This is a genomic window from Wolbachia endosymbiont (group A) of Beris morrisii, assembly GCF_964028185.1.
GTDB lineage: Bacteria > Pseudomonadota > Alphaproteobacteria > Rickettsiales > Anaplasmataceae > Wolbachia.
The window spans coordinates 1,351,525-1,376,348 of the sequence record NZ_OZ034760.1 but is presented as its reverse complement, the minus strand read 5'-3'; the positions used below and the strand labels follow the sequence as shown (position 1 = coordinate 1,376,348).

Genomic DNA, 24,824 nt, shown 5'->3' with positions numbered 1-24,824 from the left:
AATTAAGTAGTAGTATAAATAATTTTATTAAAGAATCAAATTAAAATTGTATATTAAAGGAGCTTAAATGTAATTACGCCCAATATATGTGTTATACCTTCTTTATTCCCAAGTGGCAACAATACTTGCCTCATTTTAACACTTTCACTTTCTTCCTCTTCGTTGATTGGACATTTACTCTCTATTACAGTATCAAGTTTATCAATAACTGCATCTATTTTATATAGTCGCAAAAATGGTGCATCAATTGCATACTTATTATCAATGCGCGTCTTGTTTTCAAAACCATAGAATTCAACGGCCTTTTCTCCTGCATTTTCACAAATATAACCTTGATCTTTGACTTCAATGATAAAACAATGCTGCCATGACTCCATTATTTCTGCAGTGTCTATTTCATGCCTTTCTGGCCAATCTCTGTCTGATCCTTTTATGTCACTCCAGTGCTCAGTTACCACATTTGCTATTCTTTTTTCTTTGCCTACATAAATTTCCATTCTAATTTCCACATATAAAACACAGATATGAGGTAAATTTATCGTGAATGTATTGATTTTTTCTTACCACAAGGTGCATATCACTAGAAGTTCTTGTACCGATTCCTGTTTATAGAATAAACAATACGGGAAACAAGATTATACAAGGTAAATATAGCTAGTTGGTTTAGGGTAGCATTAACACCAAAATTATTAAATGAAAAAGTTGTGGATTTAGTAAAGGAAATATTAAAACAGGATATACAATTCTATTGATTTATTAAAGAATCCTGTATGTGAATTTAGGGGATGTTTAAAAAACATCCCCTAGTTTGGACAAGTGCTAATATTCGGTGCTAATTTGAGAAGATAGATGCGCTACTGATGTGGCATTGCTTACTCTGCTGGACAAAGATCCTCTTTCCTCTGTTTTCGGTGTAGCTCTGGAATGCTCAAGTTGAGTTTGATCACTGTTCTCAGAACCTGTTTAAAATCTCAAAGAGATGAGCTAAAGTAGGAACAGGTAAATAATGAGGTATATAAATGAGTCAAAGGTATCCAAGCGACATAAGTCGTGAGCAATTTGAAAAAATCAAACCAATTTTAGAAAGTAGGAAAAAGAAAACAAGACCAAGATTAATTGATATATACAAAGTATTTTGTGGAGTGTTATACGTGCTAAAAAGTGGTTGTCAGTGGAGAATGTTGCCAAAAGAGTTTCCAAGGTGGGAAAACATATATTACTATTTTCAAATGTGGAGTAAAAAGAAAGGAAAGGAGCCAAGCTTGTTGGTTAAAAAAAATTGGTTGCGACAAAACAGTGGTCGGAAAGAGAAAACCAGTTTCTGCATAATTGATGCTCGAAGCGTCAAAAACGCAGATACTGCTGAAAGAAAGGGCTATGATGCAGGTGAAAAGATTTCAGGGTCATATCGCAGTTGATACACAACACATGCAATTCATATAACAACGGCAGAAGCAACTGATCGTAGCAGTGCTGTGAAAATGGTGGAAAATGCTAAAGAAAACCTCTCTGAAGTCAAAAATATACTCGTTGATGCTGGCTATACAGGAGAAAATTTTGCAACACAAATAAAAGCAACTATTGGTGCAACTGTTGAGGTAGTAAAACGAAGCGAATTACATACCTTTGCTGTATTGCCAAAAAGATGGGTTGTCGAGCGGTCTTTTGCTTGGTTGGAAAAATGTAGACGGTTATGGAAAAATTGCGAGCGTAAACTCAACACAAGTTTACAAATGGTTGTTCTTTCCTTTATTTCTCTTCTATTGAGGAGATTTTAAACAGGTTCTAAGGGAGGGGATAGTAGTAATACTGTCTCCTTACCTAACCAAGTTGCTAAAACTAAAGAATTTGAAAAACGTGCTCAATACTATGCTGCTAAAGCTTACTCAAGGCAAGCTGATAAAGGTGACCAGTATCATAACCTTAAGGAAATTATCTTCATTGCTATAGCAGATTGTGTACTGTTTCCTAATAAATCTGAGTACAAATCAAAGCATACTATTCGAGATGAAGACACTAATGAGCATGATCTAAAAGATTTCTATTTTATATTTATTGAGTTGCCAAAATTTCCAAAGAATAAGGAAGATCAGTTGGAAAATATAGTTAAAAAATGGGTTTATTTTTTTCGATATGCAGATGAGACTAGTGAAGAAGAGCTGGAAAAAATAATAGGTAGTGATGTAATAATTAAAAAGGCCTATGAAGAGCTAAATAGATTTAACTGGTCAGAAAAAGAATTTATTGCCTATGAACAGAAAATAAAACGTATTCTTGATGAACAGGCTGTCCTTGCTCAAAAGCTTGATGATGCTACTGAAAAAGGCATCAAAATTGGTAAAGAGAAAGGTAGGAAAGAAGGGAGAGAGGAAGGCAAAATTGAAGTCGCAAAAGCAATGCTGGCTAATAATGTTGATGTCAACACTATTGTTAAGTTTACTGGACTTTCCATTAAAGAAATTGCAGAATTAAGGTCAAGTTAAGAAGAAGTAGCATTAGAAAGGACTATTTTAAAATTAAACAATAAAGTTAGTGGGTTTTCTAAAAAAATTGTTTTGCTCTACTTTCCTAAAAAATAAATGTAACAAATAAGATGTCTATTTTAAGCATTGCTTATTTGCCAATATTCCCTTAACTTGACGCTTATGCACAGTCCACGGTATCACTCCAGTGCGTGACACTTGTATCTAGTTCTTATTATACAACCACCTAGTGTACTCGTTTCTAATTGAGTTTTCTGGATCCAAGTAGTCACGCTACTTGGATGACACCAATGAGTGATAGAAAGTTTTGCAAGAAGTCACTAATTGCAAAAATTTAATGTAAGTGGTAAAGTAGAACCACTGAATAAAAAACATATGTTAATTAATACAACGTCGGAGCTGGAGGACATATGTGAGGGGTTGATAGCAAAAAAGCCGAAATTTATAGCAGTTGACACGGAGTTCATTAGAAATAATTTAATCTACTACCCAAAATTATCGTTAATTCAAATTTCTTGCGGAGAGAAGAGTTTTATTGTAGACGCATTAGTGCCAGAAATTGATTTATCATTCATTAAGAAAATAATGCTAAATCAGGGGATAACCAAAGTGTTTCATAGCTGCCGGCAGGATATAGAATCTTTACTCACTGTGTTTAAATGTATTCCCACTCCCATTTTTGATACCCAAGTTGCCGCTATGTTTTGTCATTATTATCATGACTTTATTGGTTACTCAAAAGTAGTGGAGCAATATCAAGGAATAGCACTGGATAAAATTAAAGCCAAAAATTCAGACTGGTTAAGAAGGCCGTTATCCGAGGATCAGTTAGATTATGCAGTAAACGACGTGATACACCTATATGGCCTATACCAAATATTGTGCGATAAACTTGAAGAAAATAATAGGATGGGTTGGTTTCAAGAAGAGATGGAATCAATAGTTGATATAAATAAGTATTTACATAATCCAAAAGATGCATGGAAGAGGATTAAATTTAATTATGAAGTAAATCCAAGATTGATACTAACTGTTAAAGCAGTTAGTGAGTGGCAAGAGACCTTAGCACAGCGCTATAATATGAATCGTAATAAAGTAATTAATAATGCTGTAATAGCTGGTTTTATTGAAAAAAATGTAGAGCATGTTGATGAGATTTTAGATGATCTCAAGAGGAATGCAAAAAATATAAGAGATGCAGATTTACTAGAGTTTGTGAATATTTTTAATGAAAATGAGAGAAATTGGATGCAGCAAAACAACACCTTCCCGAATAATTATGACAAATCTGTATTCGATATACTCTCAATTATTTTAGATAGTAAATGTAAAGAAAGTAACATATCAAGGAAATTAGTTTCTTCAAAAGATGAGTTAACTGGGTCAATATCTAGGCAGACAGATAAACTATTCAAGGGGTGGAGATATGATTTTTTTGGCAGGTCAGTTGAATCATTTTTGAACACAAGCTCAAAATTTGAGATTTTAGCAGTGAAATCCGCAAATAATACAACTAAAATTCGGAGTAATTTGGTGGAAGCAGATTGTGAATTGAAATCAACTGCTGAGATTTAACGAGTCCACTATATCTTTTACTTGAGAAAAAACATACTCTTTGCTTACACTGGTATCGATAATAAAGTCACTCATCTTCCTTTTCTCCTCAATAGATAACTGAACATTGGAGATTAAATTTAGCTTTTCTTTATCTATGTTGCGTTCGTTAAGTCTTTGAGCTTGCACAACGCTATCTGCATGGACGAAAACAATAAGGTTGCAATATAAATAAAATTTTGTTTCTAATAGAAGTGGCACATCTAAAACTAAAAGTTTTCTATCGATCTTTATTTCCTTAGCAATAAAAAGTTCTAGTTCATTTCGCACAACGGCATGAACCAAAGATTGAAATTGTTTCCAATTTTCATCGTAGGCTAAGAAATATTTAGACAGTACTGTTCTATCTATTTCACCATTTACTACCACTCCAGGAAAATTTTTTTCTGCATAGCTTATTATGCTTTTATCCACTTTATAAAGTTGGTGTACAACAGAATCAGCATCAAATACAGCAGCACCAAACTCTTGAAAGCAATTAGCTACAAAGCTCTTTCCTACACCAATTCCGCCTGTTAGACCTATGATCATATAGCAAAATACATCAGACTCTTTTCGAAACTATAGCTAAGGTTTCTCTATATATATTAACTAGATTTTCTAGATCCCAGTGGGCTTTGTTGCATAGCAACTGAAAAAATCTGGTGGCTACTGACAAAATTCATTATAAAATAGCCATTTAACCTTTGAAGAAAAAATATGCCACAGAAAATGAAAGTCAGTAACCAAAACGAATATAACAAATTCCTTGAAAAAAGGGAAAATTTTTTCCTATTCGTTCAATGTATCCCTCTAAAAATCCCACTCAAACCTATTCTGAATAGATGGGTTGTTATATGTATCAAAATCACCACTTTATCACTATAAATATAGTTGCCGCTGCATTTTTGGCCCAATTTCATACCAATTTTCGATAGCTTCATCAATGTAACGAAAAATATTTTCCCTTTTTTCAAGGAATTTGTTATATTCGTTTTGGTTACTGACTTTCATTTTCTGTGGCATATTTTTTCTTCAAAGGTTAAATGGCTATTTTATAATGAATTTTGTCAGTAGCCACCAGATTTTTTCAGTTGCTATGCAACAAAGCCCACTGGGATCCAGGTGTAAAAGTATTTGCAAATTATGCAATGGACAGCTGACTCTAGGGGTATATGTCAAAACAATGTTCGTAAGCTGGATTCCAGTGTCACGCACTGGAATGACATCAATCGTTAACGTCTTACATTTATTCTATTGCCTTATGGAACATTTGAATAATCACGCTTGGATTTGGATGACAAAAGGTCTGATGAATGATTAAAGTTACTTTTTCAACCGAACAAAAAGTAAAAGAATACAGTGGTAAAGTCACTGGCTTTGATATATTACAACCGGATGCTTTGAAAGAAGTAGTTGTATTGAAAGTAAATGGTGAGTTATATGATCTCTCACGTGAAATTGAATCTGATACAGAGATAGAGGTGATACAACTGAGTGACGAAGCGGGTTTAGATATAATAAGGCATGATGCTGCTCATATAATGGCGCAGGCAGTGAAAGAGCTATTTCCTAATACTCAGATTACTATCGGTCCAACAATTCAGGATGGTTTTTACTATGATTTTGCTACAGATCGTACCTTCACTACGGATGATCTTGCTGCAATAGAAAAGAAAATGAAAGAGATTGTAAAAAGTAATCACAGATTTGTTCGAGAGGTTTGGACTCGCAAGCAGGCAGTTGATTTCTTTAGTGGTATAGGCGAAAAATATAAGGTTGAAATTATATCCTCTATATCAGAGAGTGAAAACCTAACTGTTTATAGACAAGGCGATTTTGTAGACCTATGCCGTGGTCCGCACTCACCATCAACCGGCAGAGTTAAAGCGTTTAAACTTATGAAAGTAGCGGGTGCATACTGGCGAGGTGATGCAAAGGGCCCAATGTTGCAGCGAATATATGGCACAGCATGGAGAAATAAGGATGAATTAAACGCTTATCTCGAGTGTCTCAAAGAAGCAGAGAAACGTGATCACCGCAAAATTGCCAAGGATATGGATTTATTTCACATCCAAGAGGAAGCTGTCGGGCAGGTTTTTTGGCATGAACAAGGATATATTTTATATAATGTTCTTGAGTCTTACATCAGAAAGAAGTTAATAAATAATGGCTATTTTGAGGTAAAAACCCCTATTTTAGTAGGCAAAGAGCTGTGGGAAAAATCTGGACATTGGGATAAGTTTCGTGAAAATATGTTTACTGTTGACGAGTCTGAAAGTAAAAAGCTAGCAATAAAACCCATGAATTGCCCCTGTCATGTGCAGATTTTTAATTCTCACACCAGAAGCTATCGTGATTTACCGATACGTATGGCAGAGTTTGGCATATGCCATAGAAATGAAAGCTCAGGCTCATTGCATGGACTGATGCGAGTGCGTGGTTTTACGCAAGACGATGCACACATTTTTTGTATGGAAAAACAAGTGAATTCTGAGACTATAAAGTTTTGTGACCTTTTAAAAGAAGTATATTCAGAGCTTGGATTTAATGAAATTTCTGTGAAATTTTCAGACCGTCCAGATATTAGAGCAGGTAATGATGAAGTGTGGGATAGAGCTGAAAAAGCGCTGCTTGAAGCCGTTCAAGAAGCGGGCTTGAGTTATAAACTTAACCCTGGTGAAGGTGCATTTTATGGTCCAAAGTTAGAGTTCGTTTTGAAAGACGCAATAGGCAGAAATTGGCAATGTGGAACATTACAAGTTGATTTCATTTTACCAGAACGTCTGGGAGCTTTTTATATAGGGGCAGATGGACACAAGCATCACCCTGTCATGTTACATAGGGCAATTCTTGGGACTTTTGAGCGTTTTATTGGAATTTTGATAGAAAATTATGCAGGAAAATTTCCAGTTTGGCTTGCTCCAACGCAACTTGCTATTCTGACCATTACAAATGAGGCTGACAGTTACGCCACAGAAATCAGCAATGTCTTAAAAAAACAAGGTATGAGAGTCAAGACTGATTTGACCAATGAGAAAATTAGTTATAAGATACGTTTGCATAGTTCAAACAAGGTTCCTATATTATGGATTATAGGCAAAAATGAAGTTACAAGTAAAACTGTGTCAGTGAGAAATTTAGGATCAGAAAGACAGGAGTCTTTTTCTTTGGAAAAGGCTACTGAATCGCTGTTAAAAAGTATTAATTTGAATTAAGGGAGTTAAAGTTTGCAAGTTAAAAAGAACAATAAAAACAGAATTAATGGATTCATCACAGCTAAGGAGGTACGCTTAGTTGATCATAGTGGTGAAATGGTTGGAATCGTGCCAATAGAACGAGCTTTGGAATTTGCACAGGGTGTTGGTTTAGACTTGGTAGAAATTGCACCTGATTCAACTCCTCCAGTATGTAAAGTTCTGGATTATAGCAAACAAAAGTATGATATAAAAAAGAAGGCAAGTGAAGCAAAAAAGAAACAAAAAACATTAACTATAAAAGAAATTAAACTGGGCCCCAATATTGGTGATCACGATTACGAAACAAAATTGCGTCAAGCAAGAGACTTACTTGCCCACGGACATAAAATCAAAGTTACAATGAGATTTAAGGGCAGAGAGCTTATAAACACTGAAGTCGGACTGGAAAAATTAGAACGGCTAATTAGAGACACTGAAGATATTGCAAAGGTAGAATTGGCACCTAAAAGGGAAGGGAATCAATATTTTTTAGCTCTGGTTGCTAAGTAGCAAAACGGCTTAAGAAGTATAAGTAGAGTTAAACTATCGCTCTCTCTTTGATAACATGGCGAAAATGTCTTATTAATCCTTGAATCGGCCAAGCTGCAGCATCACCAAGCGCGCAAATTGTATGTCCTTCTATTTGAGTTGTAAGGTCAAGCAGCTTATCTATTTCATCAGGCTTAATATCTCCTGCCACCATCCTCTTCATAATCCTCCACATCCATCCAGTACCTTCACGGCATGGTGTGCATTGTCCACAGGACTCATGCATGTAAAAGTGTGATAACCTCTCTATTGCAGCTATTATATCAGTTGATTTATCCATCACTATTACAGCAGCAGTACCAAGCCCTGATTGTGCGGTTCTTAATGAATCAAAATCCATTTCAATAATATCGCATATAGATTTTGGAATTAATGGCACTGAAGACCCACCAGGTATTACAGCAAGTAAATTATCCCAACCCCCTCGCACTCCACCTGCGTATTTTTCAATCAATTCACGTAGTGGAATTCCGAGCTCTTCTTCAACATTACACGGGTTGTTTACGTGTCCTGAAATACAAAAGACCTTGGTACCAGTATTATTTGGTTTACCAAGAGATGCAAACCATTCTCCTCCGCGATTCAGAATATCTGGAACCATGGCTATAGTTTCAACGTTGTTTATTGTGGTTGGGCAGCCAAAAAGTCCAACACCTGCGGGAAATGGAGGTTTCATGCGAGGAAAGCCCTTTTTTCCTTCAATTGATTCGAGTTGAGCTGTTTCTTCCCCACATATGTAAGCTCCTGCACCCCTATGGATAAACACATCAAGATCATAACCTGATTTGCAGGCATTTTTTCCAATTAAGTTTTCTTTATAGGCTTCCTCAAGTGCTTTTTTTAGAACTAAATATTCATTATAAAATTCACCCCTGATATAAATATACGCAACTGATGCGCTGATCGCTTTGCCGGCTAGGAGAATTCCCTCAAGTAACTTATGTGGCTCATATCGCAATATATCTCTATCTTTACATGTACCAGGTTCTGACTCATCTGCATTGACTACTAAATATGCTTTTGGGAGATTTTTGGGCATAAAGCTCCACTTAAGGCCGGTGGAAAATCCTGCACCCCCTCGACCTCTCAAACCAGATTTCTTTACTTCATCAATGATCTTTTCTGATCCTAAATCTAGTAACTCCTTTGTTTTTTGCCAGCTACCACGTTTTTTTGCACCCTCAAGTAGTGGAGTTTCTTTACCATTTAAGTTTGTAAATATTTTGTCCTGTTCCTTCAGCATGCTTTTTAAGATTCTAAGTGATCCCGACGCGATTCGAACGCGTGACCCACTGATTAAAAGTCAGTTGCTCTACCGGCTGAGCTACGGGATCATTTCATTTTTTAGCTATACTAAACAGTAATATAGTTTTTATCCGTTTTAATCAAACTAAAATTTTCATGTGTGGTTAAATAAATTATATAATATACTGCGTTAGTGATAATTTAGTTCAAAAATCTATGGATAATTTAAAAAAATTTCCAAAGGAAAACTTCTTGTTAATTTTCGGTTCACAGATTCATTTGGCAAAGCTTATAGTGTGATGTACAAATCTGAAAAGACAAAAAGATAGAGAATTGTACATAACTGCAGAATTTGTGCACTATTTAGCAATAGCCTAACAGATAAATATTTCTTGCATTTCAGCCTGAGTGATTTATGCTTTAAGCAAGAATTACCTGGGGGTATAGCTCAGCTGGTAGAGCATCTGTTTTGCACGCAGAAGGTCAGCGGTTCGATCCCGCTTGCCTCCACCAATATAGGTTCTAGCATATCATAAAGTCAGCTTATTTTAGCTCATGAGTATTTTACACTAGTTCCCTAAAAAATCCCTATTTCTTTTCGTAACTTTTCTCTACACAAGTAATGTTTGTTATTATAATTCTGATATATACTAACTTAACAATAAATTAATCAATAAATGTTAGAATACTAACAATTAATTTATTAGTAATGCCCATGAGTGGAAAAAAGCATGTTTTTAAGATGGTGCCTGGACAAGGGGTATTTAACGAGACTAGAATGCGGATATTTCAAGGTTCCGTAGATGGTGAAGAGTTAACTTGGAATAATTTTAATAAAATTTGGTTTATTCCACTGGATGATGAAGACGATAGAGTACTAGACTTACCTATAAAATTTTGCAACGCTGCAAGTGATGGTCCTTTTATACCTGTTGTATGCATAAAGGAGAATGGGAAAGATTTGAAAAAAACATCTTACCGTTGTGATAAAGAAGAAGGTCTAATCACAAATTGTAAATTTCCAGTCGTGCCATTTAGAAACGCTAAACTCGGTTATGAACATAACTCGCATTCTTTTGTATATCTCAATGAAAAATTAATGAAGATATCAATTGACTACGAAGTATCCCATCCTTATGCTAATTATGATAATATAACAAGATATACGCACCTTCTTAAGGCGCAACCAGCGGAATATAAATATTTAACATGGGAAGAGTCAGGTGATACCTACAAATATTATTTCTCGGATGATCAAGGAAATATTATTGACTCACCTGACAATGAGGCACTCCAATATATTGAACGGCACGTCAAGGAAGAAGTAATACAAGATATAGTATCATCTAAAATACCAGAGGATATAATACTATCAAAGGCGTTTGCCAAAATTTTTGTTGAGAACCTAACAGAAAATCAGTTAGAGACTCTTGCCAATACTCTTAATAATGAGCAACTACAGGCCTTGGCAGAGAACTTAACAGACAACCAATTCCGAGCTTTAGTGGATCATCTAACCGACCACCAATTACACACTCTCGCTCAAGAATTAAATCCAGAAAAATTACAAATAATTGTTCCTATTTTAAATTATGCTCAGCTTGAAGCTCTAGTGAGAGAGTTAAATCCAGAGCAAGTAAAAGAAATTTTACCTCACTTAAAAATGGATCAGTTCGCAGTACTTATTCCAACTTTAAGTAACAAGCAACTTACAGCGCTTGCAGAAGGCTTGGCTGAGCACCACTTGACAATACTCTCCAAAGCATTAGAAGGTGATCAGTTGAAAGCTTTAGTAAATAATCTGCGAAAAGAACAACTGGAAGACTTAGTTAATAAGCTTGATCATGATAAACTTGGCATAATTGCTCAGGATTTAACTGATTCTAATAAGATTAAGATTATCATTAAGTCTTTAGTTGATAATCCAGAGAAACTTCAAGCTTTTGCTCACAATATGTCTAATGAGCAGTTTAAAGAACTTTTGGATAACGTAGGCGCAGAAGAGCTTAAAGACATCATTCACAAACTGCCTTATGAGAAAGTAACAGCTGTGATTGGTGATCTCAGCAATCAAGATCAGTCTAAAGCTATTATTGATGCATTAAAAGGGGAACTTGAAGAGCAGAGTAAACAGAACAAGGAAATGATTGAGATGCTCAAACAAATCAAGGACGATATGCCAGACATTGGACAGGCTCCAGACTTTACAATAGTAGACATTAATAATGACTCACTGTTATTTGTATAGTAGTGATTTATAAAGATAAGTAGTTTTTTTATAGGAGGTAACTATTATGAATAAAAATATAAAATTATATTCTAGTGAAGAAGTTGAATCAAATAATACATTACAACTTTCGAAGCCGAAGTTTGATAAACCAAGCTTTGAAAAGCCAGTAATAAAGAAGATTGTCAGTGGTAAAACAAAGGAAGAATTTGATATAACTAAAGATATGACACAAGAAGAGATTGATAAGATGCCACAAATTACATTGACCATAAAGCACCTTAAAAATTTTTATGATGGCTTGATAAACAGCATTAATAAGTATGACGAAAATATGGATAGTGCAATTCAAAGTGGTATAATAACACAATTATCATCAACCATAGATAGTATAGGCAGCAAGACAAGTAGTATAGACAGTGAACTTGCAGATCTTAGGAATTCGATTCCAGATATTGGAGAAGCTCCTCCATTACTCCATATTACTGGTGAAGAGAACGGATTGCTTTAATAAAAAAGGTAATAGCCTGATATCAGGCTGTTGCTTTCTTTCACATACCATTTCAAGGTAACTAGTTAGTTTTAAAATTATAATTTTTTATAGGAGTTAATATGAGTAATTACAGTATGAAAGAAAGCGAAGACGACTTTGAAGTGAAAAGCGGAATGAGCGGTACTAACCATAGAATAATAAATGACATAGAGGTCAAAATTAAACCTAAATCTTTTGAAAGCGATAAAGAAAAGAATGCACAGGTCAAGTATGTCCACACAATTCTAGATAAACTAATCGCAGATTTAAACGACACATTTGTTCCTAAATTGAATGACGTGTTGAAAGGTCATCAAGATTATATGGATGAATTGTATGATAAAATTGACGAATTAAAAACAGGAACTATTGGTGGTGATAATATAGATGAATGGGAAGCACCAACTCACTCTGATATATTGTAAGTAGTTAGGAAAGTAACAGCTTGCTAGCAGGCTGTTACTCTCTCTACATACTATTTCAATACAGCTGGGTTAAGGAATCTGTTTGAAAACTTTCGGCATATAGTTCTCATCATGTTTTGCAAACACCGTATCTGCAAGAAAGGTACTGTTATCAGACATTTTACCTTGCACAACAACACCACTTTTTTCTGAAAACATTGGTGGAAGTATCCCTTGGTATTTTACCACAACGCTTTTGTTAAAATCTGTCATTTGAAAAACTACTTCACTTTCGCTCCGTATCACACTATCTTCAACAACCATTCCACCAACACGGATTGGCTTTTGACTATTTGGTAAAACTATTGCCTCACTTACTGTATAGAAAAATGAGATATTTTCTTTGAGTGTCGTTAAAATAAAAAAGACTATGCAGCTTAAAAAGCAGAAAATTCCTGAAGTTATAAGTAATCGCTTATGTTTCTTCTTCATTATTATCTTTCAGGCTTTCTAGAATTTTTTTACTTTTAGTATAGCAAGAAATGGTGAAAATTAGCTCTCCAGCAATCAGCGTGAAACTAATAAGGTAAGCAAAAATTACATACGTATTCATAATGCACTGCCAATAAATAACTCACCTGCATCAAAATAAATTAAGCTTCCATCCTTTTGCTGCAACACCAATTTACCACTTTTATCTATATCAGCAAAAATTCCTTCATACAATTTGTCAGCTAACTTTACACTGATTTGCTCGTTCATCTTGAATGCTCTTGTGAGCCACATTTTTCTTATAGCATAAAACCCATCAAATAGCCATTGCTTTCTTAGCTTGTTAAAATTTATTATTAATTTTTTTAGTAGACCTATGTTAGACACAGAATCACCGTAATTGCTAATGCATGTTGTTCCTGGAAGTGGTGCATAATTGACATTAATTCCGATTCCTATAATGAGCCAATTCGAATTGGATCTTTTTTCAAGCAATATTCCACTTATTTTCTTGCCATCAATAAGGACATCATTTGGCCACTTATACTGGAGATTTAGACCATTTATAAATGACAGTATAGCATTTCCAACAGCAAGAGCAGTAACAAAAGTCAATTCTGTTAATTTGCTAACTTGATTCATTAAACCTCTTTCTATCATCCCAGTATTTTCCCCAGTGCTTGACACATAACTATGCGAACATTGCAATTTGCAGGTGGTATGTGGTGTCATTCCAGTGCGTGACACTGGAATCCAGTTCTTATTACACAGTTGCCTGATGTGCCCATTTGTAATTAAGTTTTCTGGATCCCAGTGTCTGGGCACTGGGATGACATCATCCTTGGTGGGAATACCACAACGTTTGTACAGTTGTGTGCTTGACCATTCTTCTTTTTTTCTAGATTCCAGCGTCACGCGCTGGAATGACACCGAAAACTGATTTTCACTTAGATAATCGTTAAAGAGGTTTACTATCAAACTTGCATAGAAATTACCTTCTGGAGAAACCCAACTTTTTCCAGTACGCCCTCTACCTTCTGTTTGTTTATCGGCAATAATAATAGTTTCATTTGATATTCCTCTCCCAATTAAATCCAACGCTTCTTTATTAGTGCTTGAAACTTCTTTGTAATGATGAATATGAAAACCCTCAGGGATCACTTTGTCAGCCCTTTAGTTCAATGAGTGAGTAAAACGTACAAGAAAAGAACGAGGTTGATCAGTGAAGCCACTGAAGTGATAATGAATAGACCCCTAGAATAAGCAACCTTATTACCACTAGCTTTATCAAAATACATAACTTTCATGATATTTAAATAATAGTAGCATGATATCACACTCGCTATTACAAGGATCAAAGACAGGCTGATAAAGCCAGAATTTATTAAGCTTTTGAATATAAAAAACTTAGCGATAAAACCTGCAAGTGGAGGTATTCCCGACATCGAGAGTAACAGCACAGAAAGATGAAATGCTACAATTGGGCGTTTCTTCCCTATACCAGATAAATTTGCAATATCACAATCGTCATCGTCAATTTGTACGAGATATGAGAATAGCCCTATGCTTGTGATGATATATATCACCAGATACATTAAGGCACTATCTGTTCCTGCTTGTGTAAAAATAGAAAGTGAAGCAAATATAAAACCAATGTGACCAATTGAACTGTAAGCAAGCAGCCTTTTTAAGTTTTGCTGACGCAAGGCCCCAAAAGCTGAGATAAGCACAGACAATGCTGAAACGTATAAGAAAATAGGCTGAACATAACTTTTTACATTTACTAACTCTTCATTCATCAATCGAATTAAAAATGTTACAAGTGCAGCTTTTGGAGCTGTAGAAAAAAACGCAGTTACTATGGTAGGTGCACCTTGATAGACATCTGGAGCCCACATATGAAAAGGAGCAATAGCAAGCTTGAAACACAAACCAATTAGGACAAAGACTAACCCAAAAACTATTCCATAAGTTATCTGATGGTTTTGCAAGAATGAACTTAACTCAGAAAAATTGACTTGTCCTGTATATCCATAAAGCAATGACATACCATACAGCATAATGCAGGAAGATAATGCACTAAGTGTAAAATATTTCACTCCTGCTTCACATGAATAAGCTGAATCTTTATTAAAGCTCGCAAGAACATATAAAGATATACTCATCAATTCAAAAGCTAAGTAAAAAGAAATCAGACTATTTGCTGAAACTAAAGTTATCATGCCAAATAGCGCAAAAAGAATCAGTATTGAAAATTCATATTTATAGTCATATTTTGATAAATTCAGCATCAAAAGTATTAAAATTCCTGTGCTGAGAATTAACCCTTGGACTGACCTGATGTATAAATTGAGTTTTAACAACGAATTAAAGAGAAAAATTTCATTGTTTTCTGCCGAAATAATTAAAATAATCAAAGTTATCACTGTGCAGCCAAGTGCTAATAAGTTGATAGTTCGGCGGTTAAATATAATTCCAAGCAGTAGCAACACTAACGAGGAGATAATAGAGAACGTTTCCGGCAATATCTGTATATAATTCATAGCGCATTATATTTGACTAACAAATTTGCCATACATGGCTTCAAATAATTCAGTGCAAGGGTTGGGTAGAATCCAAGCAAAATAACAAACACTGCAAGCAGAATTAAGACAGAAAATTCTATGCTATCCAAGCGGTTATTTAATAATTTAGAATAGCTAACCCCCCATATTATTTGCTTACATAAATTCAGCATATAAACTGCGCTTAAAATAGTGCCAAGTGCGATAAATCCTGTAAAAAACCCTATGCTCTTAAACATTCCAACCATAGCCAAAAACTCACCTATGAATCCAGATGTTCCAGGTAGCCCTATTGAAGCCATTGAAAATAAAATGAACATAAAACCAAATTTTGGCATTGTGTTTACTATGCCAAAATATTTTGCAATCTCCAAAGTTCCAGTTCGAGTATATAGCATTCCAACACATAAAAATAAAGCAGCAGAAATAAGGCCATGACTAATCATTTGAAATATAGCGCCGAGTACTCCTTCCTCACAAAATGAAAAGAGTCCAGCAGTAACGATCCCCATATGTGCTATTGAAGAATAAGCTATTAACTTCTTTATATCATCTTGAGCAAACGCAACTAGCGAAGCGTATATTACTGCAATAATGCTCAGCACAACAACGAAATTTGAAAAATACAAACTTGCCTGAGGAAGCATTGGAATAGAAAACCTTAAAAATCCATATCCCCCCATTTTAATAAGCAAGCCAGCTAAAATCACAGATCCAGAAGTTGGTGATTGCACATGCGCATCAGGAAGCCAAGTGTGAAACGGAAACATTGGAACTTTTATTGCAAAAGAAATAAAAAATGCAATCCACAGCAATGACTGCACTTTAAGATCAAGGCTTGGCACTAATGTAGCTAATTTTTGTATATTAAACGTTCCAAAAATGTTATAGATGTACACCAATCCAAGTAGGAATAATAATGAGCCAGTTAATGTATAAAGAAACAACTTAAACGTCGCATATACCCTTTGCTTCCCTCCCCAAACGCCAATAATAAAGAACATTGGTATTAAAACAGCTTCAAAAAATACATAAAAGCTTATAGCATTCAGTGAAATAAAGAAACCGACTACAAAACTCTCAAGCAGCAGAAACAATGCCATATATGGCTTGAGGGTCGTATAACTCATTTTGCAATTGTAGAGCATACAAATAACAAACAAGAAAGTTGTCAGCAGAAGGAAAAGCAACGATATGCCATCTACCCCTATTCCAACATTTCTAATTGGATAGCTGACAAACTGAAAGTCTGTATTGTTATAATCAAACTCTACAAGAGTTACAACACTAAGCAAAAATGGAAGTACAGCAAAAAATAGGGCAAGGAATCTTAGGTGTATAGATTGATGATTAATCCTGATTAAAGATAAAATCAACGCTCCTATCAGTGGAAGCAAGAATATACTAAGTAACAACACCTTCTATTTAATTCCAAATAATATACAAAGCACCGATTATTAGAGTAACAAACATAATAAGCGCATAATCAAATATATAACCAGTTTGTAACTTTATAGAACTTTTTGAACATTCATTAACCAACCTTACAACACCACCTGGTCCAAATGAATCAATAGCCCTAACATCAAACTTCCATAGAAGCCTAGATATAAGCCTTATCGGTACAATTACAACAAAATCATATACCTCATCAAAGTACCATTTATCCTGCAAAAATTTAAGTAAAAATTTACTCTTAATTTGCTTAAATTTTTGATAGTGGTAAATCAGATATGCAAGTGCTATTCCACTTAGGCTCGCTAAGGTCGGTAGTAATTTTATAAAGAAATTATGAACTCCATGCTCATCAACAACTACTAAACTTGATTTCCAAAACGCATTACTAGTTATGTTCAAAATATTTGCTCCCCACACTCCAGAAAATACCGAACCAAAAGCAAGTATCAGTAATGGTATAAGCATAATCTTTGGTGCCTCATGTATATTAATTTTACTTTGTTTTTGGCTATGGAACACAAGAAGCAATAACCTCCAAGAGTAAAACGCTGTGAAGAATGCAACAACTAAGCTTATTACAAAAGCAAAGCTATCCGTGCTATAAGCATGTTCAATTATCAAGTCTTTTGAGTAAAAACCTGCAAATGGAAATATTCCAGAAAGTGCAAGAGACCCAATCCACATGAGAGTGTAAGTGCAAGGGATTTTCTTCCAGCAATTTCCCATTTTCTGAATATTTTGCTCATGATGCATTGCATGAATCACATTGCCAGCACCAAGGAATAGTAAAGCTTTAAAAAAAGCGTGTGTCATTAAATGAAAAATAGCAACATTGTAAGCAGAAAGCCCACATGCCATGAACATATAACCAAGTTGACTGCAGGTTGAATAAGCAATTATTTTCTTTATATCGTTCTGAGTAATCGCAACGGTGGCTGCAAAAAAAGCAGTAAGTGCACCAACAATAACTATTAATTCTCGTGCCACATTTGATAACTCAAACAATGGAGAACATTTTGCTATTAAAAATATACCGGCTGTTACCATCGTTGCTGCGTGAATGAGTGCAGAAACAGGGGTTGGCCCTTCCATTGCATCTGGCAACCAAACATGTAAACCAAGCTGTGCAGATTTACCCATACAGCCAATAAAAAGTAATATGCATATTATATGAATTACTTTGAATTCACAGCAGAATGCCCTAATGTTCTGCGCGCCAAGAAGATCAGCTGTGTCAAAAACTTCAGTAAATTTCAAAGAGTGAAATGTATAATAAATAAGAAAGATTCCAATTAATAGTGCAAAGTCTCCTACCCTATTTACAACAAATGCTTTAATTGCTGCATTATTTGCAGAATATTTTTGGAACCAAAATCCTATGAGTAAATAAGAACACAGGCCAACTCCTTCCCAGCCAAAGAAAAGCTGCACGAAATTATCGCTTACAACCAGCACAATCATGCAAAATGTGAACAGCGATAGGTAAGAAAAAAACCTCGACTTCCCTTTATCATGCTCCATATAACCGATAGAATAGAGGTGGACTACTAGTGAAACGGTGGTAATAACAATAAGCATTAAGGATGAGAGAGCATCCACACTAATTGCCCAATTTACTTTTAATACACTTAATGAAAATAAAGGAAATAAACTCAAGTGATAATTTTCAGAGAAGGTGAGAAAAATATACCAAGATAAAACTGCAGATATTCCAATCCCTGCCGTTGTAACTAACTGACTAAAAACATCTCTTCTAAAAAGTGCTGCAAATAGCGAACCAAATAGTGGCAAAAATACTATTAATTTCAGTATATCCATCATACTTTCATTCTTTCATTAAGTTCGCTTGTTCAACATCTATATTGCCACGGCTTCTATAATATACAACCAATATTGCAAGCCCAACTCCTGACTCTGCTGCCGCAACAGTCAACACAAACATCACAAAAATTTGCCCAACTATATCATTCATAAAGGCAGAAAAAGCAACTAGATTGATGTTAATCGCCAGCAATAATATTTCTATTGACAACAGTATGTTGATTATGCTCTTACGGTTGATGAAAATACCGCATACTCCAATAGTGAACAAAATAGCAGCAACTATCAGAAAATGATTTAATCCTATTTCCATTCCACTCCTTTTCCAAATTTAGCCTTAACCAATTTTACAGATGAAGATTGTGTCAATTGCTTTAATACATTCTGTTTTTTAACTCCTTTTTTCTTGTCCTGCAAAGTAAGAGCAATTGCACCGACAATTGCAACAAGCAGCAGAATACCAGAAAGATGAAAAGCGTACATGTAGTCGGTATACAGCAAATTACCAATAGCTTTCACATTATTGGTATTATAGTTTATAACATTGCTTATATTCGGTGCTGAGCTGCGGATTACAAAGCTGATGACTAGAAAAAACACAACACACAACATAGCACCAAGAGTGCAATGCTTTGCAAAACCCTGGCGCAACCTTATGTAGTCAATATCGAGCATCATAACTACAAAGAGGAACAACACCGCAACCGCACCGATGTATACTATCAGCACCATCATAGCAATGAATTCAGCTCCAAGGAGAATGAAAAGAACTGCAGAGTTAACGAAGGTGAAAATTAAAAATAATACTGCATGCACAGGATTTCTTACGCTAATTACGCATACAGCAGATAAAATGCTGAGAATTGCAAAAAAATAAAAGAAAAAAGGCATTGATACTTTAACTGCAACAATAGTTACTAATTTAAAGCAACTATCGTTGTAAAGTCAATATTAAATGCCTACCTTATGGATGAACTTGCGATTGTGATGTTAAACACTCAGGGGTAAGGACATTCTTAATTGCAGTACACATACTCATATCAGGATCATTTTGCTTCTCTTCACTGACTTTTTCACAAAATTTTCCAATACCATAACCCACCAGTGCACCAACAACAGTGGCTGCAATAAATACTGCAACAGCAACAACAGGAGTTAAAGCAGCAGCTCCTGCAAGATATGCTATAGCTGCTCCAATAATTGCACCACCACTTAAAGCACAATAAGTTTTATAGATACTTGCCTTGATCTTCACTTCTGTTTGTGGATTTGGCACTCCCTTCTGCTGTTTTACATCAGGTGCAGACTGTACTCCCTGTTCCTTTTTATTAGTGTCACCTTGGTTTTGATTGTTGGCTTTATTAATTAATCTGCCACCACTTAAATCGGTACTCGCTGATAAATCCCTTTGATTCCGCACGTCAAGTTTTGAAGCTTCTTCTATCCGTTCAAGTTTTCTTGCAAGTACAAGTCTAACCATCTCCGCACCATATGAACTATCACATTTCTCCAAAATCTTCGAAATATATTCTACATAGCTCCCAATAGATTTTATATACCCTCTTAATATGTCTATCTTACCTTCATTGACATATTTTTCAATAGTATCAGGGATAAGTTCATCAAGTATTAGCAAATAGCGGATTTCTATTCCCTTAATTGCTTTAATAAATCGCTCAGAAGGTTTCCCTACACATTCAATATACTTATCTATGATATCGGTATTTTCTTTAGATAACTCTGCAACACCTCGTCCTGATTCATATCCTTTTAATTTGTATTTGTCTCCACAACACAACATGTTCACAACAGCACTTTCCAATTCTTTAAGCGATATTTTTCCTTGGTCATCAGAGTTAGTAGGCATATTTTCTCCTATTTACTATACTTAACATACAATAATTTTAACTAATATTTTCACAATTGTCAAATTTAGGCGTCTATTTTTCTTAAAGTTCAAAGTACACAACAAAAACTTTACAGAGTGCAAGTAGTAAAATTCTTGACAACTTTAATTTATTAACGCATAATATATGTATGTTAGTAATTAATGGCGGCTTAAAATGTACAACATATTTGGTTATTTTCAAAGTAATAACACTTGTAATACACAAAGTGGTAAATTAAATAGAGAAAGTTATCAGTACACTACAAGAGATTATGTGACAATTTACTTTAATAACACACCAGCCAGTTTAGGTAGATCATTGAGAGAATTTAAAGAAAAAGCGTATGGATTTATGTATGATATCGGAACTTGGTTGAAAGAAACATATGAAAATCTCACTGAACGACCTGCAACGCATAATCGCTATACCCCAAAAGAAAAACCCCTTGTTGAAGTTGAAGAAATAGAAATGAAGGAACTAAATTGTACATATAAGCCATTCCAAACTTCACCTATCCACCCAACAACTGGTGCCAATGACTTAAATCAAGTTGTTGTTACTCAGCATACACTTGAAACTACCCCAACAAGATAGATCTACGTTTAAATATGTAGTACTTGAGTGAAGCATTCTTTAACTGTTCTATTCAATAAAACCTTTACAATATTTCAATCATAGGTTTAACTTTACGAAGTTATAATCTATAGGGCTACGATGAACGATTATCTCTCACTGCTAAATCCAGAACAACAATCAGCTGTAACTAACATAGATGGACCAGTTTTGATACTGGCAGGAGCCGGAACCGGAAAAACAAGAACGATTACTTCAAGAATAGCGCACATCATTAGGAACGGTCACGCTTATTCTGATGAAATATTAGCTGTTACATTCACAAACAAAGCAGCAAATGAGATGGTATCAAGGGTACTTGAGCTAACGGGCACAAACATACCATGGCTTGGCACTTTCCATGCAATTGCAGCAAAAATTTTGCGCCTGCATGCAGAAATTGTGGGCTTAAACCCCAATTTTACAATCATTGGTGTGGATGACCAATTACAGGTAATAAAAAACATCATGAATGAAATAAGCCCTGATTACCTATCAGAAAAATGTAAGACCATTATGAATATTATTCAGCAATGGAAAGAGAAGTGCTTATTGCCATCTGAAGTGGAAGATATTCAATCATTTAGGCCAGTATATGTAACTGCACTCAAGGTCTATCACCAGTATCAGGAAAGGTTGAAATTCCTTAATTCTGTCGATTTTGGTGACTTATTGCTATATAACATACAGCTCTTTAATCAAAAGACCGAAGTTCTGTCCTACTACCAAAACAAGTTTAAATATGTCATGGTAGATGAATATCAAGATACAAATGCGATACAATATCTTTGGCTAAAATACCTTGCAAAAGAGCACTCAAATATTTGCTGTGTAGGAGATGATGACCAGTCGATATATAGTTGGCGTGGTGCAGAAGTTGAAAATATTTTGAAGTTTTCTGATGATTTTAAAAATGCAAAAACCGTTAAACTAGAGTGTAACTACAGGTCAACATCCCACATACTTGCAACTGCGTCATATGTTATCAATCACAATAAGACTCGCTTAGAAAAAAAATTGTGGACAACAAACATTGAAGGGGAAAAGGTAAATCTAATAAAATTATGGGATGGGAAAGCTGAAGCAAGGTTCATAAGCGAACAGATATTAAAGCTCAATAAATACAGATTTAGTGACATTGCAGTGCTGGTAAGGGCCACTTTTCAAACTAGAGTTCTGGAAGAGTATTTTATAAAATATTCAATTCCCTACAAGATTATAAGTGGCGTAAAATTCTACGAACGTCAGGAAGTCAGGGATATAATTGCATATTTAAGACTTGTTACAAACAATAACGATGACTTAGCTTTCGAAAGGATAGTAAATCGGCCAAAAAGAAGCATAGGAGCTACAACTCTAAAGAAAATATACACGACTGCTCAGGATAACAAAATTTCTTTTTTTGAGGCAGCAAAAATATTAGTTAATAGTAATCAAGTAACCGAAAGAATTAAACTCTCACTCAACGATTTTTTAAATAAAATTAAAGCTTGGGAAGAAATAGTAAGCGTAAAACCACTGCATGAATTCATTAAAATCGTAGCAAACCAATCAGGGTATATTGAAATGCTTGAAAATGAGGAGGTAACAGGCTTAGCACGAATAGAAAATGTCAAGGAGCTCATCTCATCTTTAAAGAATTTCGATAATGCCACAACTTTCTTGGAGCACATAAGTTTGGTGATGGAAGTGGATAATATGAATAACGATGACACTGTATATGTTATGACTCTTCATGCAGCCAAAGGACTTGAATTCCCGTGCGTGTTTCTACCTGGTTGGGAAGAGGGATTATTTCCTCATCAAAGATCTTTTGATGATAAAAGTGGTAAAGCTTTAGAAGAAGAAAGGAGACTTGCATATGTTGGCATAACCAGGGCAAAGGAAAAGTTAATCATTTCATGTGCAGATAGGAGAGAAATTAATAATCAGTGGCAACCAATGCGCACTTCTCGATTCATTAAAGAATTGCCAAGAGAAAATGTTGAGGTAATTAAAAGCAACATTGCTTACTGTTGAAGCTATAATTGCAGCCCTTACTACAAACACATCTTGCAAACCTGAATTACTTCAATTATATGTTTCTCCTGGCAAAAAGGGAGTGTTAAATAAACCATACGCGTCAAGTTAAGGAAATATCGCCCAATATAGCACCATTTAAACTTGTTTGTTACATTTATTTTTTTGGAAATTTTGATCTAAAATAAGATAATTCTTTTAGAAGAGTCTATAAATTACTATCTTTATTGCTTAATATCTAAAATAATTTTTACCACTTTTCTTTTTCCTTATGCTACTTTCCCTTAACTTGACGCGTATGGTTTATTTAACACTCCCAAACGTTGAAAGAACGTTTGCTTGGCTCTCCAATTTTAGGCGCATGAGCAAAGATTATGAGCATTCTCCTCTTACTTCAAAAAACAATATCTTCTTTAATATGATCACTATTATGCTTCACAAATTAGCTCATTTTTGAGTTTGAAGACAGGCTCTTAGAAAGTGGGATTACGCTATTCCTTTCTATCCGCTTTCTTGGACAATCCACCTCTACATCTAACACACATCTCAGTGATTATAATATCCAATTTTTGATCATGTTTTTCTACAGGTAAATTTTTACAATATTGTTTCTCATAGGCTACACCTATAAATATTTTTCCAAGCGGCCGCAGTTTTTCTATCATTGTATCATACCAACCACCGCCAAAACCTAATCTATTAAAATGATCATCAAAAGCAACAACAGGAGTAATGATTGTATCGGGAATTACATCTTCATTTGTTTCGTTCCATCCCTCAAATCTTAGTAACTGATTTTTATCAGGAATTGCTACTTTATAACCTAAATAGAGCAAACGACACATCAAAGGGACAACATTTATTTCCCCATCCATTGGAATGTAAGCCGCAATTGTTTTGCCTTTAACGTAACTTAAGTTCTGATTAAAGAGATTAATAAGGGAATTTGCCGCATAACTGGAATAACTTTCATCAATATCTTTTCTTATAGTTCTATATTGCTCTCTTATTTCCTTTTTGTGCTGTTTAATATCTTTGAACATGATCTATCCATTTTGCAGTGAGTTTTTCTTGTAAACTATTTTGCTTCAAGCGCTCACTTAAAAAGTCAAAGTCAATAAATTCCATATCCTGGTCTTGATTACTGCAGCTATAAACAAAACTCCTTTCTCCTGTTTCCGTATTTATATGTTGCTGCACACACTGAGCACAGATTTCTTTCATCATACACTGCATAGGAGAATTAACTGATGATATTGCTATGTGGCCTGATTTCAGATATGGCTTTAAAATTGTTTTTCTAGCTTCATTCACAGCTTTCATCATTTTATCAGAACCAATAGTGATAATTTTATCTATAGCGTTCAAATTAATACCTAATCTTCCTTGTTGATAAGAGACTATTGCATCAACTATATTACCATGAAAGGATTTATCTTGATCTCTGCTTGTTTCTATCAATCCTTCTTCACATGCCCAAACTACTGCATTTGATGCACGTTCTATCAGTGCTCGTTTAAATACATCACTTAACTTCTTATAGCCAGCAAAGTACAAAACCTTGTTATTATTTTCAAGACATGCCTTCCCTATCGAAAATAACACTGCATTTCCAACTCCACCACCAATTAGCATTATATTCTTCATGTGCTATTTTAACTATATTTGTTCAAATTTTTTGAAATTTTATAGAACAA

The 24,824-nt window shown here is 34.8% G+C and carries 23 protein-coding genes, 2 tRNA genes and 3 pseudogenes; 13 read left to right on the top strand and 15 right to left on the bottom strand.

The genetic code is table 11. The features are described from left to right. Positions 1–53: 53 nt before the first annotated feature. The gene (locus tag ABWU69_RS07295) at positions 54–497 is read right to left on the bottom strand and encodes a PAS domain-containing protein (protein WP_265034918.1); all 444 of its coding nucleotides are present in this window, start codon (positions 495–497) and stop codon (positions 54–56) included. Between the two features lie 522 nt (positions 498–1,019). On the opposite strand from ABWU69_RS07295, the pseudogene ABWU69_RS07290 reads away from it, so the two are divergent. From ABWU69_RS07290 to ABWU69_RS07275, 3 genes and pseudogenes are all read left to right on the top strand, one after another. After that, positions 1,020–1,778: pseudogene (locus ABWU69_RS07290) on the top strand (IS5 family transposase). A 6-nt stretch (positions 1,779–1,784) separates the two neighbouring features. After that, positions 1,785–2,483: pseudogene (locus tag ABWU69_RS07285) on the top strand (Rpn family recombination-promoting nuclease/putative transposase); the annotation flags it as partial. A gap of 375 nt (positions 2,484–2,858) precedes the next feature. Continuing rightward, positions 2,859–4,058, top strand: a complete 1,200-nt coding sequence (locus tag ABWU69_RS07275) for a ribonuclease D (protein ID WP_265035725.1) — start codon at positions 2,859–2,861, stop codon at positions 4,056–4,058. Here ABWU69_RS07275 and coaE read toward each other — a convergent pair. Together coaE and ABWU69_RS07265 are read right to left on the bottom strand one after the other, a co-directional pair. Then, entirely contained in the window at positions 4,041–4,628 is a 588-nt protein-coding gene (coaE, locus tag ABWU69_RS07270; RefSeq protein WP_265026525.1) for a dephospho-CoA kinase, read from the bottom strand. The two genes, ABWU69_RS07275 and coaE, sit on opposite strands and share 18 nt — an antisense overlap. A 330-nt stretch (positions 4,629–4,958) precedes the next feature. After that, a complete protein-coding gene (locus tag ABWU69_RS07265; RefSeq protein WP_353285131.1) occupies positions 4,959–5,102 on the bottom strand; it encodes a hypothetical protein in 144 nt (47 codons plus the stop codon). Between the two features lie 34 nt (positions 5,103–5,136). On the opposite strand from ABWU69_RS07265, the gene ABWU69_RS07260 reads away from it, so the two are divergent. Genes ABWU69_RS07260 through infC form a run of 3 tightly spaced genes read left to right on the top strand, consistent with a single transcriptional unit; the run spans position 5,137 to position 7,825 of the window. Beyond that, positions 5,137–5,400, top strand: coding sequence for a hypothetical protein (locus tag ABWU69_RS07260; RefSeq protein WP_265034917.1), 264 nt, complete (start codon positions 5,137–5,139; stop codon positions 5,398–5,400). Further along, complete coding sequence (thrS, locus tag ABWU69_RS07255; RefSeq protein WP_265034916.1) at positions 5,393–7,294, top strand: threonine--tRNA ligase; 1,902 nt, start codon at positions 5,393–5,395, stop codon at positions 7,292–7,294. Before ABWU69_RS07260 ends, thrS begins: the two co-directional genes overlap by 8 nt. A gap of 12 nt (positions 7,295–7,306) precedes the next feature. Then, on the top strand, positions 7,307–7,825 hold the full coding sequence (gene infC, locus ABWU69_RS07250) for a translation initiation factor IF-3 (RefSeq protein WP_265026521.1): 519 nt from the start codon (positions 7,307–7,309) through the stop codon (positions 7,823–7,825). A gap of 28 nt (positions 7,826–7,853) precedes the next feature. Here infC and nuoF read toward each other — a convergent pair whose 3' ends face one another. Continuing rightward, positions 7,854–9,107, bottom strand: a complete 1,254-nt coding sequence (gene nuoF, locus ABWU69_RS07245) for an NADH-quinone oxidoreductase subunit NuoF (RefSeq protein WP_265034915.1) — start codon at positions 9,105–9,107, stop codon at positions 7,854–7,856. An 18-nt stretch (positions 9,108–9,125) separates the two neighbouring features. Next, a tRNA-Lys gene (locus tag ABWU69_RS07240) sits at positions 9,126–9,198 on the bottom strand. Between the two features lie 348 nt (positions 9,199–9,546). On the opposite strand from ABWU69_RS07240, the gene ABWU69_RS07235 reads away from it, so the two are divergent. From ABWU69_RS07235 to ABWU69_RS07220, 4 genes are all read left to right on the top strand, one after another. Continuing rightward, positions 9,547–9,622: transfer RNA gene (locus tag ABWU69_RS07235), tRNA-Ala, on the top strand. A 265-nt stretch (positions 9,623–9,887) separates the two neighbouring features. Beyond that, positions 9,888–11,357: a magnesium transporter MgtE N-terminal domain-containing protein gene (locus ABWU69_RS07230; protein WP_320157468.1), complete on the top strand. Its 1,470-nt coding sequence runs from the start codon at positions 9,888–9,890 to the stop codon at positions 11,355–11,357. A 46-nt stretch (positions 11,358–11,403) separates the two neighbouring features. Next, a complete protein-coding gene (locus ABWU69_RS07225; RefSeq protein WP_182320993.1) occupies positions 11,404–11,847 on the top strand; it encodes a hypothetical protein in 444 nt (147 codons plus the stop codon). 101 nt (positions 11,848–11,948) lie between these two features. Continuing rightward, positions 11,949–12,293: a hypothetical protein gene (locus tag ABWU69_RS07220; protein WP_265034914.1), complete on the top strand. Its 345-nt coding sequence runs from the start codon at positions 11,949–11,951 to the stop codon at positions 12,291–12,293. A gap of 69 nt (positions 12,294–12,362) precedes the next feature. Here the strand turns inward: ABWU69_RS07220 and ccmE are convergent, their stop codons facing one another. From ccmE to ABWU69_RS07170, 8 genes are all read right to left on the bottom strand, one after another. After that, positions 12,363–12,764 (bottom strand): cytochrome c maturation protein CcmE, encoded by a 402-nt coding sequence (gene ccmE / locus ABWU69_RS07215; protein WP_265034912.1) that lies wholly within the window; start codon positions 12,762–12,764, stop codon positions 12,363–12,365. A 117-nt stretch (positions 12,765–12,881) separates the two neighbouring features. After that, a complete protein-coding gene (locus ABWU69_RS07210) occupies positions 12,882–13,925 on the bottom strand; it encodes a biotin--[acetyl-CoA-carboxylase] ligase (protein ID WP_410541780.1) in 1,044 nt (347 codons plus the stop codon). Between the two features lie 17 nt (positions 13,926–13,942). Next, the gene (locus tag ABWU69_RS07195) at positions 13,943–15,307 is read right to left on the bottom strand and encodes an NADH-quinone oxidoreductase subunit N (protein ID WP_265034909.1); all 1,365 of its coding nucleotides are present in this window, start codon (positions 15,305–15,307) and stop codon (positions 13,943–13,945) included. Beyond that, a complete protein-coding gene (locus ABWU69_RS07190; RefSeq protein WP_265034907.1) occupies positions 15,304–16,746 on the bottom strand; it encodes a NuoM family protein in 1,443 nt (480 codons plus the stop codon). Before ABWU69_RS07190 ends, ABWU69_RS07195 begins: the two co-directional genes overlap by 4 nt. Positions 16,747–16,753: 7 nt before the next feature. Continuing rightward, positions 16,754–18,607, bottom strand: coding sequence for an NADH-quinone oxidoreductase subunit L (gene nuoL / locus ABWU69_RS07185; protein ID WP_265034906.1), 1,854 nt, complete (start codon positions 18,605–18,607; stop codon positions 16,754–16,756). Positions 18,608–18,611: 4 nt separating this feature from the next. Then, positions 18,612–18,920 (bottom strand): NADH-quinone oxidoreductase subunit NuoK, encoded by a 309-nt coding sequence (nuoK, locus tag ABWU69_RS07180; RefSeq protein WP_019236815.1) that lies wholly within the window; start codon positions 18,918–18,920, stop codon positions 18,612–18,614. Further along, entirely contained in the window at positions 18,911–19,498 is a 588-nt protein-coding gene (locus ABWU69_RS07175; RefSeq protein WP_015589295.1) for an NADH-quinone oxidoreductase subunit J, read from the bottom strand. Before ABWU69_RS07175 ends, nuoK begins: the two co-directional genes overlap by 10 nt. Positions 19,499–19,571: 73 nt before the next feature. After that, entirely contained in the window at positions 19,572–20,474 is a 903-nt protein-coding gene (locus ABWU69_RS07170; RefSeq protein WP_353285130.1) for a hypothetical protein, read from the bottom strand. 196 nt (positions 20,475–20,670) lie between these two features. Between ABWU69_RS07170 and ABWU69_RS07165 the strand changes: the two genes are divergently transcribed. The 3 genes and pseudogenes from ABWU69_RS07165 to ABWU69_RS07155 all read left to right on the top strand — a co-directional run. Continuing rightward, entirely contained in the window at positions 20,671–21,090 is a 420-nt protein-coding gene (locus ABWU69_RS07165; RefSeq protein ID WP_265034903.1) for a hypothetical protein, read from the top strand. Positions 21,091–21,210: 120 nt separating this feature from the next. Beyond that, positions 21,211–23,127 carry an ATP-dependent helicase gene (locus ABWU69_RS07160; protein ID WP_353285129.1) on the top strand — a complete coding sequence of 639 codons (1,917 nt, stop codon included), beginning with the start codon at positions 21,211–21,213 and terminating at the stop codon, positions 23,125–23,127. Positions 23,128–23,449: 322 nt separating this feature from the next. After that, positions 23,450–23,584: pseudogene (locus ABWU69_RS07155) on the top strand (IS5/IS1182 family transposase); the annotation flags it as partial. Positions 23,585–23,618: 34 nt separating this feature from the next. On the opposite strand, the gene ABWU69_RS07150 reads toward ABWU69_RS07155, so the two are convergent. Next, entirely contained in the window at positions 23,619–24,170 is a 552-nt protein-coding gene (locus ABWU69_RS07150; RefSeq protein WP_353285128.1) for a 5-formyltetrahydrofolate cyclo-ligase, read from the bottom strand. Then, positions 24,154–24,774 carry an oxidoreductase gene (locus ABWU69_RS07145; protein WP_265026527.1) on the bottom strand — a complete coding sequence of 207 codons (621 nt, stop codon included), beginning with the start codon at positions 24,772–24,774 and terminating at the stop codon, positions 24,154–24,156. Before ABWU69_RS07145 ends, ABWU69_RS07150 begins: the two co-directional genes overlap by 17 nt. Positions 24,775–24,824: the final 50 nt, after the last annotated feature.

Coding starts and splice junctions, on each gene's coding strand:
- thrS (WP_265034916.1), top strand. CDS start 5,393: ATGATTAAAGTTACTTTTTCAACCGAACAAAAAGTAAAAGAATACAGT.
- nuoK (WP_019236815.1), bottom strand. CDS start 18,920: ATGGAAATAGGATTAAATCATTTTCTGATAGTTGCTGCTATTTTGTTC.
- ABWU69_RS07165 (WP_265034903.1), top strand. CDS start 20,671: ATGTACAACATATTTGGTTATTTTCAAAGTAATAACACTTGTAATACA.
- ABWU69_RS07220 (WP_265034914.1), top strand. CDS start 11,949: ATGAGTAATTACAGTATGAAAGAAAGCGAAGACGACTTTGAAGTGAAA.
- nuoL (WP_265034906.1), bottom strand. CDS start 18,607: ATGATGGATATACTGAAATTAATAGTATTTTTGCCACTATTTGGTTCG.
- ABWU69_RS07265 (WP_353285131.1), bottom strand. CDS start 5,102: ATGCCACAGAAAATGAAAGTCAGTAACCAAAACGAATATAACAAATTC.
- ABWU69_RS07275 (WP_265035725.1), top strand. CDS start 2,859: ATGTTAATTAATACAACGTCGGAGCTGGAGGACATATGTGAGGGGTTG.
- ABWU69_RS07160 (WP_353285129.1), top strand. CDS start 21,211: ATGAACGATTATCTCTCACTGCTAAATCCAGAACAACAATCAGCTGTA.
- nuoF (WP_265034915.1), bottom strand. CDS start 9,107: ATGCTGAAGGAACAGGACAAAATATTTACAAACTTAAATGGTAAAGAA.
- ABWU69_RS07260 (WP_265034917.1), top strand. CDS start 5,137: ATGAATTTTGTCAGTAGCCACCAGATTTTTTCAGTTGCTATGCAACAA.
- ABWU69_RS07175 (WP_015589295.1), bottom strand. CDS start 19,498: ATGCCTTTTTTCTTTTATTTTTTTGCAATTCTCAGCATTTTATCTGCT.
- ABWU69_RS07225 (WP_182320993.1), top strand. CDS start 11,404: ATGAATAAAAATATAAAATTATATTCTAGTGAAGAAGTTGAATCAAAT.
- ABWU69_RS07170 (WP_353285130.1), bottom strand. CDS start 20,474: ATGCCTACTAACTCTGATGACCAAGGAAAAATATCGCTTAAAGAATTG.
- coaE (WP_265026525.1), bottom strand. CDS start 4,628: ATGATCATAGGTCTAACAGGCGGAATTGGTGTAGGAAAGAGCTTTGTA.
- ABWU69_RS07230 (WP_320157468.1), top strand. CDS start 9,888: ATGCGGATATTTCAAGGTTCCGTAGATGGTGAAGAGTTAACTTGGAAT.
- ABWU69_RS07295 (WP_265034918.1), bottom strand. CDS start 497: ATGGAAATTTATGTAGGCAAAGAAAAAAGAATAGCAAATGTGGTAACT.
- ABWU69_RS07195 (WP_265034909.1), bottom strand. CDS start 15,307: ATGAATTATATACAGATATTGCCGGAAACGTTCTCTATTATCTCCTCG.
- ccmE (WP_265034912.1), bottom strand. CDS start 12,764: ATGAAGAAGAAACATAAGCGATTACTTATAACTTCAGGAATTTTCTGC.
- ABWU69_RS07150 (WP_353285128.1), bottom strand. CDS start 24,170: ATGTTCAAAGATATTAAACAGCACAAAAAGGAAATAAGAGAGCAATAT.
- ABWU69_RS07145 (WP_265026527.1), bottom strand. CDS start 24,774: ATGAAGAATATAATGCTAATTGGTGGTGGAGTTGGAAATGCAGTGTTA.